A 13,217-nucleotide genomic window follows, 5' to 3' on the forward strand; every position below is an offset into this window, starting at 1 on the left:
AGCGGCCGGCACTACCGGAAACGTATGGTAGTGCCGGCCGCTGGCCGGCTCTCCCTGATGCGGGAATCGGTGCCCTTGACCCGCTCTTCCGACGTGACCAACATGCGCCATCACCGCTGATGGATCACCGCGATGTACCGCACCCTGGCCGTTGCATTGCTCTGCACGCTGTTTGCGATCCCACCCGTTTCGGCGCTTGAAACTGCCGGCGATCTTTCCAAGCAGCTCAGCACCCAGCTGCAGACCAACCGCGAGCGCTACGGCATCGCCGGCCAGGCGGTACTGGTCGCCCACAACGGCCAGGTGCTGTACCAGGGCGCCAGCGGTGAACGTGATCCCGCTGCCCATGCGCCTGCCACTGTCGATACGATCTTCGCCGCCCAGTCGATGGCCAAGCTGCTGACCAGCACGCTGGTGATGCAATTGGTCGACCAGGGCAAGGTGGATCTGGATGCACCGGCCAGCCGCTATGTGCCGGACCTGCCTGCAGCATGGCAGGCAATCCACGTGCGCGATTTCCTCAACCACAGCTCGGGTATCGGCGAGTACTACGATCGTGTCGACAACCGTTGGGTCAGCAAGGGCTACCCTGGTGTAGCCCCTGTCCTTGGCGCTGCACTGAAGGTAGCCGGCGCGACACCGATGCAGTTCGCCACCGGCAGCCGCGTGCAGTACACCCAGGCCAACTACCTGGTGCTGACGGCGTTGCTGCAAGCGCACTACCGCAAGCCCTACCCGGCCATCGCGCGCGAACGCATCCTGCAGCCATTGAAGATGGCCAGCACCTCGTGGGGCGGTGCCAGCGTGCCGGCCCGGCGCGCGGCGGTGCCGTACATCGGCAAGGACGGCCAACTGCAGCCGGCCAATGAAGACCCTTGGCCGGACTACGGCTGGGGCCATGCCGACCTGCAGACCACCGTGGGCGACATGAACCGCTTCCTGCAGGCACTGGCCACCGGCAAGCTGGTGCGCACGGCGACCCTGGAAAAGCTCTGGCAGCCGCAGAAGCTGGTCGGTGGCGGCAGCAATTTCTTCTCCACCGGTTGGGACACCACCCGAAGCAACGGCTACACCCAGGTCGGCCACGATGGTGGCACCCGTGTACGTGCGCGATTGGCCTACAAGGGCACGCTGGCCAGCGGCTACTGGGTGTTCGTGTACCTGACCAACGGCAGCGCCCGCAATGTCTGGTCCAGCACGCTGGTGGAGAGCACGATGGCGGTGGTTGCGCCCGGGGAGTTTCCGCACGCTGTGCTGTCCGAGCGGCTGATCGCCTATGCGGTGGATGACAGCACCGATGCGAAACCGCGAATGCGTAGCTGGCTGCGCGTCAGCAATGGCGTTCCCACCGATGAACTGGAACGTGCGATCAATGCCGATGGCTATGCCATCCGCGAGAGTCTGGGTGCCAGCAAGGCACTGAAAGTGTTCGCGCTCAACGCCGAGCTGTATCCGGATTCGGCCAACGCGTGGGACAGCCTGGCCGAGTTCCATGCGGCATTGGGCGATGCAGAGATTGCCAAGGCGCTGTACGCGAAGGCCAAGGCGCTGGCGAAGCCCTCGCCCTAAACCCTGCTGCAGAGCCGAGCCCATGCTCGGCTGCTCTTCGTTGCGATCTCAGGAGACCCGCGCTGCGCGCGATAGCCGAGCATGGACTCGGCTCTACATGGATGTTGCGGGCGGCCATACGCGAGCGATGGGTGACGTGACGCCGCCGACCTGTTAACTTGCGCGCCACTTTGGTGGTTTACAGCATTCCCGCATGTCGCTCTCGTCGTACCGCCCCACCCCCTCGCTGCTGTTCCTGGCCGTTTCCCTCGGCCTCTCTTCCACCGCCGCTGCCGCCCCACAGGCCACCACGCTGGATGCCGTACAGGTCACCGCTGCCGCCGATGCCAGCGCGCAGGCGCGCGAGGCGCTGAAGCGCGTGCCCGGCGCCAGCAACCTGATCGACATGGCCAAGGCCGACAGCCGACTGTCCACCAGCGCCGATGTGCTGGCCTACCAGCCGGGTATCAGCGCGCAGTCGCCGGGTAATGAGGGCACCAAGATCTCGATCCGTGGCTCGGGCATCAACCGGGGTCCGGGCGCGCACGCCTCGGGTATTGCGGTGTCGATCGACGGCCTGCCACTGACCGGCCCGGGCGGCACGCCCTACGAGCTGCTGGAACCGCTGTGGCTGTCGCGCGTGGAAGTCCTGCGCGGCGCCAACGGCTTCGAGCGCGGGGCGCTGGCGCTGGGCGGTGCCATCGACTACGTCAGCCGCAGCGGTCGTGATTCGGCGGGCGTGCAGCTGCACTACGAAGCCGGCAGCCGTGGCTACCAGAAGCGCGGCATCAGCTGGGGCGGCGTCAGTGGTGATGTCGACTACTTCCTGGCCTACACCGATACCGAATTCGACGGTTACCAGCGTCATGCGCGCGGCGACGGCAAGGGTGCGATGGCGAATGTGGGATGGCAGATCACGCCCGACCTGCAGACGCGCTTCTTTGTGCGCTATCGCGAAACCAATCATGAAACGCCCGGCCGCCTGACCCGCGATCAGATCCGCAACGATCCGCGTGCCGCGAATGCGGCCAACCTGGCCATCGATGCGCGTCGCCCGCAGCCGGGCAGCACCTGGGTGGGCAACGTCACCACGCTGCAGATCGATGAGGACTCCTCGTTCCAGGCCGGGCTGGTCTATCACAAGTACCCGATGGACTTGAACGAGAGCCTGTACCGGCAGCAGCTGGACTACGCCAACCTCAACGCCACGCTGGACTACCGCCGCCGCCACCGGCTGTTCGGCCTGGACAGCGAGACCACGGTCGGCCTGCGCGTCACCCACGATCTGGACGCCGATGTGCGCGAGTCGCTGCGCTTTGCCAGCAACGGCTATGCCGCGGGTACGCGCACGCGTGACTTCCGGCACCACGGCACCGACAGCACGCTGCACGTCAGCAATACCCTCACCTTCAATGACCGCCTGCGCATGCAGACCGGGCTGGCGCTGATCAAAACCCGCCGCGATGTGCAGGTGACCTGGCCAAGCAGCGGTGGCCGCCTGCGCGACCACGACTGGGACTATGCGCCGCGACTGGGCTTCACCTGGCAGCACAGCGCCCAGACCCAGTGGTTCGGCAACCTCAGCCGCTCGGTGGAGGCGCCGCACCCCTGGTCGATGATCTGGGGCTCGAACCAGTACTTCGGTCCAGGCAATGGCCCGTCCAGCGACCGCCAGCGCGCGCCGGTGCCGATGCAGAACCAGACCGCCACCACGCTGGAACTGGGCGCGCGCGGTGACGCGGCGCTGGGCCGCTGGGAACTGACCGGCTACTACGCACACGTGAACCACGAACTGCTGAGCGTCGAACTGCAACCGGTGCCGAACCTGTTCATCGCCGAGAACAACGCCAGCCCCACCGTTCACCGCGGCATCGAGGCCGGATTGGACAGCACGCTGTGGCAGGCTGCACCGGGCCGCCTGTCGCTGCGCCAGGCGTATACCTTCAGCGATTTCCGCTATCGCCACGACGCGCGTTTCGGCAGCAACCGCCTGCCCGGCCTGCCGCGCCACGCCTACCAGGCCGAGCTGCGCTTCGATCATGCATCCGGCCTGTACGCCGCGCTCAATACCGAATACGCCTCGCGCATCGCCGTCGACTACGCCAACAGCTACTGGGCTGACAGCCATGTGATCTTCGGCAGCCGCATCGGCTACGACGCACCCGGTGGCCGCTGGCAGGCCTGGGCGGAGATGCGCAACCTCGGCAACCGCCACTACGCCGCCACGGTCACGCCGGGCTACGACGACGCCGGCAAGGATGTCGCGCGCTCGACCCCGGGCGATGGGCGTGGCGTCTATGCGGGCGTGCGCTGGCGCTTTGACTGATGACCGCAGGCGGCGCCGGGTGTGATCCGGCGCCGTCGTTCCAGGATCAGCCGATACGCCAGGCCGGCAGGCGCTTGCTGCGCTTCCAGATGGAAGGTGCGAAACCAATCAACGCCAGCGCCGCCAGCCACTTCGGTGAGGTATTGAGCAGTGTCGAGGTAAGCGAACCATCGACAGGGGCGGCCATTTCCTGCCACGGGTTGTAGCCCAGGTAGACGACGCTGCCAGCCCACCACAGCAATGCCACACCGACACCCACCAGCAACAGAGCCAGCGTGCGGCAGGTCCAGCGCTGCGAGGTGGTGCCCCACTCGCGGGACGCCGCTACCAGCAGGCCCACCACCAGCAGCGACACCAGTGCAACCAGCCCGATATCGACCTTGTGCCCGATACGCTCGTAGGTGCAGGCGCGGCATCGCGCCTCTTCCGCGGCAGTGGCGGCTTCGGCGCCATCGGCCTCCCCGGCTGCGGGCTGCGCCAGTGCCGCAAACGGCATCAATACTGCCAGCAGCGTCACCATGATCCAACGAAACAACGTCCTGTTCCTGCGTGCAGCGACATCCATGCGCTCTTCCTCGTCAGTGGTTGTACGTCCAGGGCCGCAGTATGCGGCCGTCCCATACGCCGCCCAGACCCCGTTCCGGGGGTTCGGCCATCCAGCGTTCTTGTTCCCGATGCAGCACGACAAGCTCCCGGTAGACGAAATCGTCGGAACACGAATCCCAGGCGACCGCAATCATAGCCCACTGCCCATCGACGCTGAAAACAGGCCGGGTCAGATAGGCGACGTGGTCGTATGTCCGAGTCGGCCCATGCACCGTTGCCCCGCACCCTTGCTCCCGCAGCGCTCGAAGCCCCGCGCCGTCCATCCGCTGCGCACCGGCCAATGCGGCCGCAGGCACTGGCGTGGACCGGCGATTGACGGGAACCAGGTCCGCCTGCAGCTGCAACCGCAGCGCATGGATGTCCGGCGGCCACCGGTCGTCCAGCGGCAGGACCAGGTCGTCCACCTCCTGGCAGATGGAGGCACTGCTGCCCGGCCAGCAATAGGGCAAGGTCTGCTCCATCACGTAGATGTCCTCCCCCACCGGGTCGGTCAACTGCGGCTGTTCCTGCGGGCGCCATTGATCAACGCGCGTGGACGGTGTCTGCGGTGCGCTGGGCACCTCGCTCAGCGACGATGGCAGAACTGGCGTTGGCTGCGGCACTGGCGGGGGTGGAGGGGGGAATGGGGGGCTCTGCCGGATCGCCAGCGCCATCGCCTCCGCCTGCATCTGCGCTGTTCCCAGGTTGATCGGTAGCCGACCGATCTCCTGCTGCCACCTCGGGCGCAGGCTGCAGATCCCGGCCATGAGCGCCAAGGCCGACAGCGCCGCCGCCAGCGATGCAATGCGTCGCCAGGCGATCCGTTGTTGGCAGTCACGGTGTGGCTTGAACGAGGTATCTATCATCACGACTCCGGCAACGCGGGCCACAGGCCCTGTCCAAAGCTCATATGGCGGACAGGCTCCACTCGAACACGCTCCCAGCCGCCCTTCCTGCGATGCAGAAGGTAGAGGACACGCATCGCCGTTCCTCCACTGCACAGATCCGAGGCGACCGATGCCATTGCCCAGTTCCCATCCAGGCTGAACACAGGACGCTGCAGATAGACAACGCCCAGATCCGGATTGCCCGGGCCACCCGTGCATCCCTCGATACCGCGCGCGCGCCGTTGCTGAAGCTCGTCCCACGTCATCCGTTGCGCCCGCACGTGTGCAAGCTCGAACGCGAGACCGGGTACCCGTGAAGCCCGGCGGTTCGCAACCTGCAGCATCGACTCCAGATGCTGCTGCAGTTGAAAGGACGCCGCACTGTCATCATCGCGCCACTCGACGACGCTGTGACGAACCTGGCAGACCGGGGCGGGATATCCTTCACCGCAGGAAGGCGCAGTCCATTCCATCACAGCGAATGGAATGTCGGGCTCCCAGCCGCGCGGCTCGAAGTGTGCTGGCGCGACGTCTTCCAACCGCACCGCTGCGGTCGCGAACCCACTGTTACCGGCCAGCATCGGGGAGGAGACTCCTCTCATTGGAATCGGTGGAACCGGCGGCTTTCCTGGCGGTGTCGGTCGCAGGTCGATGAGCTCTGCCATCACTTCGGCCTGCATCCGTGCCGTTCCCAGATTGATCGGAGGCGGGCCGACTTCCCGCCGCCACTGCGGGCGCACGCTGACCATCAGCGCTACGACTGCAACCATCAATAGAACGACCGTTGTGGCCAGGACGCGTTTCCTTGCAATGCGCTGTCGCATGAAGATCCTGGAAAAAGTGAAGCACAGAGGAAATCGCCCGGAATTGCAGTACTACCCGGCCAGCACTACCGCCATCGGGTAGCGCAGCGGCATTGCATCGACAGCGGCCGCCCACTGCAGACCCGAGGCATGGAAAACGGTGGCGCCGGTCAACGCGACGATCATGGCCACCGCGTGCGCGGCCAGCCGCACGCACGACTTCACTGCCGCGGCTCCTGGGCAACTTCAATGCACTGATTGAAAAATGGCGCGAGTTCTTCATGCCGCCGCCAGCGGGCGCGTGGCATTGCGGCCAGGGACCTCAGAAACCTGATACTGCATGCGGACATCCTTGCCGGGCACGCGTAGGCGGTGGTGGACGGATTCTAGCGCGATGGGGCCGTGGGTCCATCACCCACAGGCCGCACTGGCGCCGGCCTTGTACCCGCGCGCCGGCGGCTGGATTATGATTTTCCACCAGAAGAGCTATGCGCCACGGCATGCACGCCTCCCAGTTCACCCGCGCCACCGCGCTCGTGATGTTCGTTCCAATGATCGGCCTCGCCGGTTGGGGTTCGTGGTTTGGTAGCCGCTGCTTCAGCGATGGCTGCCTCGGCGTCCTGGTGGCATGGCTTGCCGCCGTGGCCACCTTTGCGGTGCAGGCGTTGCTGGTGCTCCCGACGCATGCCTGGGCCCTCAAGCGGCAGGGATGCCCCGCCTCCCGCAGCTACCTGCGTTGGCTTGGCGCGTCGGCCATCGCTGCCTTCCTGCCCATCGTGCTCGGCTGGGGCTACCTGATGATCTTCCGATGACCTGCTGCGCGTCTTCCGCACACGTATAGCCGGATCAAGGAGGCGCGGCCGCCTTCAGCAACTGCGCTGCTACCCGATCAAACGGAGCGATGTCCTGCAGTGCGCGGCACATCGCCACGGCGCCTTCCACGCTGGCGATCACCAGGCTGGCCAGTCCATCCGCCGCCGCAGGTTCGTGGCCGTCGGCAATGAAGGCTGCGGCCAGATGCCCCTGCCAGCGCACGAACACCTCTGCGGCGGCCACGCGCGGTTGGCTGGTAACCGCCTCGACCGGCTCTTCGACGGCAACGGCCAGCACCGGACAACCCGCGCGGAACCCGGACCGCAGCAGGCGCTCGCGCCACATCGCCAGGAACTGCTGCAGGCCCTGCACGGCCCCGCCCTTCAACAACTCAACGAGGAGCGCCTCCACCTTGTCACCAGCCATGTGGGTGGCGCGCGCCAGCAGCTCCTGCTTGCCGCCGGGAAAGTGGTGATAGGTGGAACCCAGCGGCGCCTCGGCCAGCTTGGTCACCTCACGGATGCTGGTGGCATTGAGACCCACGCGCGCCAGCATCTGTGCCGCAGCATCAATCACGCGTTGTGGCGCATCAGAGGGGCGCGGGCTCACGGCAGGCTCCTTGCCAGGACAGTCGTCATAAATTAGCGTATCGGCGATTCTATAACAGTCGTCATAACCATGAATCTCTGGTTCCGCCTGCTCCACCTGCTGCTGTGCAGCCTGTTCCGGCCGAAGCTGGAGGCGCCGTTCGGGGTCTCGCGGCTGCAGTTCCGGGTACTGCCCAACGACCTGGACAGCAACCTGCACATGACCAACGGCCGCTACTGGAACATCTTCGATCTGGGCCGGCTGGACCTGATACTGCGGATGGGCCTGGGCCGGGTGGCGCTGCGCGAGAAGTGGGCACCGATCGTCGGCGCTGGCACCATCCAGTTCCGCCGTGAACTGAAGCCGTTCCAGCGCTTCACCCTGGAAACACGCCTGGTCGGCTGGATCGGCTCGCGCGGCATCATGGAGCAGCGCGTGCTGATCGGGCCCGAGCAGAAGATCGCCACCCGTGCGCTGCTGGTCACCGGCATCTACGACCGTCGCGCGCGCCAGTTCCTGGGCATGCCGAAGATGATGGAAGCGATCGGTGTGGTTGCCCCGCCGTCGCCGCCGCTCAGTGCAGCCGCCGAGGCGCTGCTGGCGGCCGATGCGGCGTTGAAGCAGGACGACGCCTGAGGCACCTCAGCCTACCTTCGGCATGTTCTTGGTCAAGCAATGGATGCCGCCACCGCCACCGGCGATCGCATCGATGTCCACCTGTTCGATCACACGACCGGGATACATGTCTTCCAGTAGTTCACGGCAGTAGCCATCGGCTGCGTCGTCACCGAACTGCGGCGCGACCACCGCGCCGTTGATCGGCAGGTAGTTGATGTAGCCCATCGCCAGATCATCGTTGTCGCGGGTATGCACGTTGTCGCGCCCGTCCAGCGGCGGCGGCAGCGTGTGCACCTGCAGACGACGGCCATCGGCATCGGTGGCGCCGCGCAGAATCTCCAGGTGCTCGCGGGTCAGATCGTAGTCGTAGGACTCCGGATCGTCGTCCAGATTGGCGATCACCACGCCCGGACGCACGAAGCGCGCATAGAAATCCACGTGTGCGTCAGTGATGTCCTCGCCGGCGATGCCGGGCAGCCAGATCACCTTGCGCAGGCCGAGGTGGTGCATCAGCTCGGCCTCGATATCCGCGCGCGACCAGCCGGGATTGCGATTGCGGTTCACCCAGCAGCTTTCGGTGAGGATGGCCGTGCCATGGCCATCGACTTCGATGCCGCCACCCTCGCCCACCAGATCGCTTTCCAGCAGCGTGGCACCGGTCACCTGCGCCAGCCACGGCGCCACCGCACCATCGTTCCGTGCGCTCTGCTTGCCGCCCCAGCCGTTGAAGTTGAAATCAACCAGGCCCAGCCCGCCCTTGCCATCGGTGACGAAACAACCGCCGTAGTCGCGCACCCAGATGTCATCCAGCGGCACCTCGAGGAACTCGATGTTGTCGCGGCCGCAGCGATCCTGCGCCAGCTTCCGCTGCGCCGGGCGGCACAGCACGCTGACCGGCTGGTGGCGGGCGATGGTGCGGGCCAGCCGGGCCACAGCGGTGTTCACCGCATCGGCCTGCGCGCCCCAGACCCGAGGCTGCGCGGCGAAGGCCAGGAAAACGCGCTCCTGCGGGCCGTGCTCGTCCGGCATGCGCCAGACGCCCGCTGCTGGCCCCGCTGCGGATACGCGCGCGGGCAGCCCCGCCAGGCCGAGGGCGGCCAGGCCGCCAAGGCCAGCGGCGCCCGCCAGCTGGGTGAGGAAGTGACGACGGCTGCTCATGACGGGCTCCAGGGCCGGTGTGGGATGGACCTATGCTGCGCTTGCGTATCGATAAGCACAAACGATAGATTCAGCCACCAATTGAACAGTTTTACTTATCTGAAATGCTGAAGCATTGGCCACCGCTGAACGCGCTGCGTGGTTTCGAGGCCGCCGCCCGCCTGGGTAGTTTCCACAGGGCGGCCGAGGAACTGCATCTGACCCAGTCGGCCATCAGCCAGCAGATCCGGGGCCTGGAAGCCTCGCTGCAGCAGCCGTTGTTCTTCCGGCAGGGCCGCAGCGTCACCCTCACCGACGCCGGCATCGACCTGCTGGAAACCACCCAGTCCCTGCTGCGGCAGCTGGCCAGCGGCATCCGCCGGCTCGATCAGTACCGCAAGCCGAATCAACTGATCGTCAACACCAGTCCAGCCTTTGCCCGGCATTGGCTGGTGCCGCGCCTGGCCAGCTTCCACCGCCTGCATCCCGACGCCGACCTGTGGCTGCTGACCAGCGAGGAGGCACCGGATATGACCACGCAGACGCTGGACGTGGCGGTACGCGATGACCTCGACTCACAGGCGCAGTGCCAGCATCGCGTGCTGCTGCAGGATCGCCTCTTTCCGGCCTGCCATCCGGCCCTGCTCGCCACGCCGGTGCACGAACGCCTCACCCTGCATGGCGAGCGCGAAATGGACTGGAGCCAGTGGCAGGTACAGGGCGGCGCCGATGTCGGCCAGCGCCGCGAAGGCATGAACTTCTCCGAACCCGGGCAGCTGCTGGATGCTGCCTGCCAAGGGCTGGGTATCGCCCTGGTCAGCGAGCTGCTGGCGGCCCGCGCCTGCGATCAGGGGCTGCTGCAGCCGCTGGATGAGGCACGCGTGCGCGGCCCGCGCTGGAGCTGGCTGGTGCATGAGGACAGCGCGGCCGATCCGCTGGTGATCAGTTTCTGTGAGTGGTTGCTGGCGAGTCTGCCCGCAGAAGCTACTTCTGCTGCAGCGCGCGCTTGACCGCCGCCTCGGCCAACGGCGCCATCACCGCATAGCCCTTCGCCGTGGGATGCACGCCATCCTCGGCCAGCTGCGGATCGAGTCCTCCGGCGGCATTGGCCATCGGCGTGTAGTAGTCCAGATAGACCAGCTGCTGCGCATCGGCATAGCGCTTCAATGCCGTGTTCAATGCACGCACCTTCGGCGCTGGCGCTGTTCCCGGCAGCCACGGGTAATCGCTGACCGGCAGCACCGATGCCAGCACCACGGCGATGCCATGTGCACGCGCCAGGTCCACCATCGCGTGCAGGTTGTCCTCGATCATCGCCTGCGTGGACGAGCCGGTGTTGCCGGCAATGTCGTTGGTGCCGGCCAGGATCACCACAACCTGTGGCTTCAGTGCCAGCACGTCCTGCGGGAAGCGCACCAGCATCTGCGCCGTGGTCTGGCCACTGATGCCACGGTTGAGCCAGCCCTTGCCGGGAAAGAATCCAGCGCTGCCTTCCGCACCCCAGCCTTCGGTGATCGAGTCGCCGAAGAACACCACGCGCGGCTGGCCCGGCACGGCCGCAGGCAGTTGCGCGTTGGCATCACGATAGCGCTGCAGCTCCGGAAAATCGGCCAGGCGCTGCTGCATGAAACGAACCTCGTCGGGGCGCAACTGGTCGATGGGCGTCTGCAGCAGCGGATTGACTGCGACGGCTTCGGCGGCACCCGGCGGAGAAGCCAACGCGAGGCCCAACGTCACGACGGTTGCAGCGGCAAGCTCAACAGGTCCACGCATGCGGGTACTCCTGAAATCAACTTCCGCAGTCTAACGCCCTGCCCCGTGCTCAGCGTGCAGCCGTACGCGCCGCCACACCCGTGACTTTCGCCGGCATCCACATGCCCGGCGTCCAGCCGCTGGCGGCCAGGATCGTCTTCGGGTTGTCCTGCTGGATCAGCGCACGGACCGCATCACGCTTGTCCTTGGCCTGCAGGTAATAGGCCTTGGCGATGCGGTAACCCACCCAGTACCCCAGGTCGTAGGGTTCCTGCGAGCCCGGCTTGTAGTTGTACAGCCACGGCGACAGATCGGTGCTGTCCAGATCCAGCGCGAACGCGCTTTCGATATGCACTTCCCGGCCACGGGTCCAGGCCGCGTGACGCCCATTGCCGACGTTGCCGGAAATCAGCTCGGTGATGAATTCGGCGATGCCTTCGCCCAACGACACACGCAGCACCGTGGCACGCGGGTCACCCGGCTCGAAGTCGATCAGGCCGGTCTGCTGGATGTGCACGTATTCGTGTGCGATCACATGCACGAAGCGATCCTGCACATTGGCACTCATGAAGTCGGCCGCGCACAGCGCTTCCAGACCAATGATCACACCGCTTTTTGAGGTCAGCCCGACCGGCCGGCCGCGGCCCACCGCGATGGTCACCGGCGGGAACCGGGTCTGCGGGTAGATCGCCTGCAGGTTGGAAAACACCTGCGTCAGGCGTTGCTTCACCGCGGGCAGTTCGGCCAGGCAGTTTCGTCCCTGTGCATACAGCTCGGGCTGGCTGGCGATGGACTCGGCAATGCCTTCGGGAGTGACCCGGCGCGCCTTGGCCAGTTCGGCCAGGCCGGCCGACCCCTCGGCCAGGTATCCACGCAGCTGCGCAACGCTGGGCTTGCCGCCAGCGCTGTCATAAAGTGCATAGAAACGGCTGACATCCTCGGTGAGGATCTGCGGCCCTGCCGGTACCGCTGCGGTGGCCACGCCTACCGCCCCGGCACAGGCCAGGGCCAACAGGCCGCGCAGGATCATGAACATCGCTCCGTCCTTGGTGGAGTGCATGCGAAGCGCGCAATCTATCACTCCGCCCGGCCCACTGCAGCAGGCGGATGCGGGCGCACCGGCGCTGTGCCAGACTCGCTTCGGCACCTGCCATGGAAGATGGAGCACCGCACGATGATGATCGTTCCCGCGTACTGGGCCGAAGCCCGCCTGCAGGCCCGTTTCCGTGGCCGGCCGGTGGTCGTGCGCCGCTTCGGCTGGTCCGACGAAGGCCCTGCCGAGGCGCAGGTGCACGCCGATCGCCGCGCCAACGAAGCCCTCAATGCCATCCTCGCCGGGCAGGCGCTTCCGCGACGCGAAGTGCGCAGCAACTACGGCGTGGAGGGCGTGCCGATCCGCGAGCAGATCGTGCAGCGCGACGGCGATGTCATCATTACACGCAACAGCTACGGTGCGCTGTGCCTGAACACCCCGGACGTGCTGTTCGCCGACATAGATCATGCGCAGCCACCTGCCGGTTGCGTGATGCCTGCAATCATCGCCGCAGTGCTGCTGTTCGCTGGCGCCGTCATCGGCACTCTGCTCTGGCACTGGCTGGTGGGACTGGTGCTGGGGGTGGCAGCGGTGCTGCTGGTCAACACGGCGATGCTGATGCAGCGCAAGCGGCGCCTGGCCGCGGCCGGTGGCGCCGAAGGCGTAGCCCTGCAGCGGGTCGCGGCCTTCAGCGAACAGCATCCGGACTGGCATCTGCGTACGTACCGCACGCCGGCTGGATTGCGCGTGCTGGCCATGCACGCCACGTTCCTGCCCGAAGACGAGCAGCTTCAGGCGTTCTTCAGAACGCTGGGCGCCGACACCCTGTACGCGCGCATGTGCCGGCTGCAGCACTGCTTCCGTGCGCGCCTGACACCAAAGCCGTGGCGCGTTGGCCTGAGGTACCGCATCCGTCCGCCGGTGGCCGCGTGGTCAGCCGAGCAGGCCAACAACCCGGATCGCCTGGCCTGGATTGCCGAGTACGAAAAGAAGAGTGCCGGCTTCGCCGCGTGCGCCTACCTGCGCAGTTTCGGTGATACCACGCGCATCCATGCCAAGGCCGAGCACGTGCGCGAACTGCATGACCGGTTGGCGCGTGCGCAGGACCGCCTGCCGCTGGCGTGAGC

Annotated in this window: 14 protein-coding genes; 6 read left to right on the forward strand and 8 right to left on the reverse strand. The window is 66.4% G+C overall.

Features of this window, described 5'->3' with window-relative positions:
- The first annotated feature begins 132 nt into the window (after nt 1–132).
- Both AC5P5X_RS05190 and AC5P5X_RS05195 read left to right on the forward strand, forming a co-directional pair.
- Nucleotides 133–1,569, forward strand: coding sequence for a serine hydrolase domain-containing protein (locus tag AC5P5X_RS05190; protein ID WP_111189484.1), 1,437 nt, complete (start codon nt 133–135; stop codon nt 1,567–1,569).
- 193 nt (nt 1,570–1,762) lie between these two features.
- Nucleotides 1,763–3,874, forward strand: a complete 2,112-nt coding sequence (locus tag AC5P5X_RS05195; RefSeq protein WP_279703132.1) for a TonB-dependent receptor family protein — start codon at nt 1,763–1,765, stop codon at nt 3,872–3,874.
- A gap of 46 nt (nt 3,875–3,920) precedes the next feature.
- Here AC5P5X_RS05195 and AC5P5X_RS05200 read toward each other — a convergent pair whose 3' ends face one another.
- From AC5P5X_RS05200 to AC5P5X_RS05215, 4 genes are read right to left on the reverse strand one after another with little or no spacing between them, the layout of a single operon-like run.
- Entirely contained in the window at nt 3,921–4,439 is a 519-nt protein-coding gene (locus tag AC5P5X_RS05200) for a hypothetical protein (RefSeq protein WP_111189482.1), read from the reverse strand.
- Nucleotides 4,440–4,452: 13 nt separating this feature from the next.
- On the reverse strand, nt 4,453–5,325 hold the full coding sequence (locus AC5P5X_RS05205) for a hypothetical protein (protein WP_099523305.1): 873 nt from the start codon (nt 5,323–5,325) through the stop codon (nt 4,453–4,455).
- Complete coding sequence (locus AC5P5X_RS05210; RefSeq protein WP_111189481.1) at nt 5,325–6,170, reverse strand: energy transducer TonB; 846 nt, start codon at nt 6,168–6,170, stop codon at nt 5,325–5,327. The genes AC5P5X_RS05205 and AC5P5X_RS05210 overlap by 1 nt, the downstream gene beginning before the upstream one ends.
- Nucleotides 6,171–6,221: 51 nt before the next feature.
- A complete protein-coding gene (locus tag AC5P5X_RS05215) occupies nt 6,222–6,374 on the reverse strand; it encodes a hypothetical protein (RefSeq protein WP_005410201.1) in 153 nt (50 codons plus the stop codon).
- A 275-nt stretch (nt 6,375–6,649) separates the two neighbouring features.
- Between AC5P5X_RS05215 and AC5P5X_RS05220 the strand changes: the two genes are divergently transcribed.
- Complete coding sequence (locus AC5P5X_RS05220) at nt 6,650–6,961, forward strand: hypothetical protein (RefSeq protein WP_225792049.1); 312 nt, start codon at nt 6,650–6,652, stop codon at nt 6,959–6,961.
- Between the two features lie 34 nt (nt 6,962–6,995).
- Here AC5P5X_RS05220 and AC5P5X_RS05225 read toward each other — a convergent pair whose 3' ends face one another.
- Nucleotides 6,996–7,571 carry a TetR/AcrR family transcriptional regulator gene (locus AC5P5X_RS05225; RefSeq protein ID WP_024957212.1) on the reverse strand — a complete coding sequence of 192 codons (576 nt, stop codon included), beginning with the start codon at nt 7,569–7,571 and terminating at the stop codon, nt 6,996–6,998.
- 69 nt (nt 7,572–7,640) lie between these two features.
- On the opposite strand from AC5P5X_RS05225, the gene AC5P5X_RS05230 reads away from it, so the two are divergent.
- Nucleotides 7,641–8,186 carry a thioesterase family protein gene (locus AC5P5X_RS05230; RefSeq protein ID WP_005410204.1) on the forward strand — a complete coding sequence of 182 codons (546 nt, stop codon included), beginning with the start codon at nt 7,641–7,643 and terminating at the stop codon, nt 8,184–8,186.
- A gap of 6 nt (nt 8,187–8,192) precedes the next feature.
- Here AC5P5X_RS05230 and AC5P5X_RS05235 read toward each other — a convergent pair whose 3' ends face one another.
- Nucleotides 8,193–9,326, reverse strand: a complete 1,134-nt coding sequence (locus AC5P5X_RS05235) for an agmatine deiminase family protein (protein ID WP_099473756.1) — start codon at nt 9,324–9,326, stop codon at nt 8,193–8,195.
- A gap of 104 nt (nt 9,327–9,430) precedes the next feature.
- On the opposite strand from AC5P5X_RS05235, the gene AC5P5X_RS05240 reads away from it, so the two are divergent.
- The gene (locus AC5P5X_RS05240; protein WP_005413886.1) at nt 9,431–10,315 is read left to right on the forward strand and encodes a LysR family transcriptional regulator; all 885 of its coding nucleotides are present in this window, start codon (nt 9,431–9,433) and stop codon (nt 10,313–10,315) included.
- On the opposite strand, the gene AC5P5X_RS05245 is transcribed toward AC5P5X_RS05240, so the two are convergent.
- Nucleotides 10,290–11,078 (reverse strand): SGNH/GDSL hydrolase family protein, encoded by a 789-nt coding sequence (locus tag AC5P5X_RS05245; protein ID WP_111189480.1) that lies wholly within the window; start codon nt 11,076–11,078, stop codon nt 10,290–10,292. The genes AC5P5X_RS05240 and AC5P5X_RS05245 overlap by 26 nt on opposite strands.
- Nucleotides 11,079–11,127: 49 nt before the next feature.
- Complete coding sequence (locus tag AC5P5X_RS05250) at nt 11,128–12,093, reverse strand: DUF2268 domain-containing putative Zn-dependent protease (protein ID WP_111189479.1); 966 nt, start codon at nt 12,091–12,093, stop codon at nt 11,128–11,130.
- A 138-nt stretch (nt 12,094–12,231) separates the two neighbouring features.
- On the opposite strand from AC5P5X_RS05250, the gene AC5P5X_RS05255 reads away from it, so the two are divergent.
- Nucleotides 12,232–13,215 (forward strand): hypothetical protein, encoded by a 984-nt coding sequence (locus AC5P5X_RS05255; protein ID WP_099490508.1) that lies wholly within the window; start codon nt 12,232–12,234, stop codon nt 13,213–13,215.
- Nucleotides 13,216–13,217: the final 2 nt, after the last annotated feature.

This window comes from Stenotrophomonas sp. YJH_SMC_91, assembly GCF_059368495.1.

Excerpts from the sequence above, each read along its gene's own strand:
- AC5P5X_RS05190 (WP_111189484.1), top strand. The coding sequence starts at position 133 with ATGTACCGCACCCTGGCCGTTGCATTGCTCTGCACGCTGTTTGCGATC.
- AC5P5X_RS05195 (WP_279703132.1), top strand. The coding sequence starts at position 1,763 with ATGTCGCTCTCGTCGTACCGCCCCACCCCCTCGCTGCTGTTCCTGGCC.
- AC5P5X_RS05200 (WP_111189482.1), bottom strand. The coding sequence starts at position 4,439 with ATGGATGTCGCTGCACGCAGGAACAGGACGTTGTTTCGTTGGATCATG.
- AC5P5X_RS05205 (WP_099523305.1), bottom strand. The coding sequence starts at position 5,325 with ATGATAGATACCTCGTTCAAGCCACACCGTGACTGCCAACAACGGATC.
- AC5P5X_RS05210 (WP_111189481.1), bottom strand. The coding sequence starts at position 6,170 with ATGCGACAGCGCATTGCAAGGAAACGCGTCCTGGCCACAACGGTCGTT.
- AC5P5X_RS05220 (WP_225792049.1), top strand. The coding sequence starts at position 6,650 with ATGCACGCCTCCCAGTTCACCCGCGCCACCGCGCTCGTGATGTTCGTT.
- AC5P5X_RS05230 (WP_005410204.1), top strand. The coding sequence starts at position 7,641 with ATGAATCTCTGGTTCCGCCTGCTCCACCTGCTGCTGTGCAGCCTGTTC.
- AC5P5X_RS05235 (WP_099473756.1), bottom strand. The coding sequence starts at position 9,326 with ATGAGCAGCCGTCGTCACTTCCTCACCCAGCTGGCGGGCGCCGCTGGC.
- AC5P5X_RS05240 (WP_005413886.1), top strand. The coding sequence starts at position 9,431 with ATGCTGAAGCATTGGCCACCGCTGAACGCGCTGCGTGGTTTCGAGGCC.
- AC5P5X_RS05245 (WP_111189480.1), bottom strand. The coding sequence starts at position 11,078 with ATGCGTGGACCTGTTGAGCTTGCCGCTGCAACCGTCGTGACGTTGGGC.
- AC5P5X_RS05250 (WP_111189479.1), bottom strand. The coding sequence starts at position 12,093 with ATGTTCATGATCCTGCGCGGCCTGTTGGCCCTGGCCTGTGCCGGGGCG.
- AC5P5X_RS05255 (WP_099490508.1), top strand. The coding sequence starts at position 12,232 with ATGATGATCGTTCCCGCGTACTGGGCCGAAGCCCGCCTGCAGGCCCGT.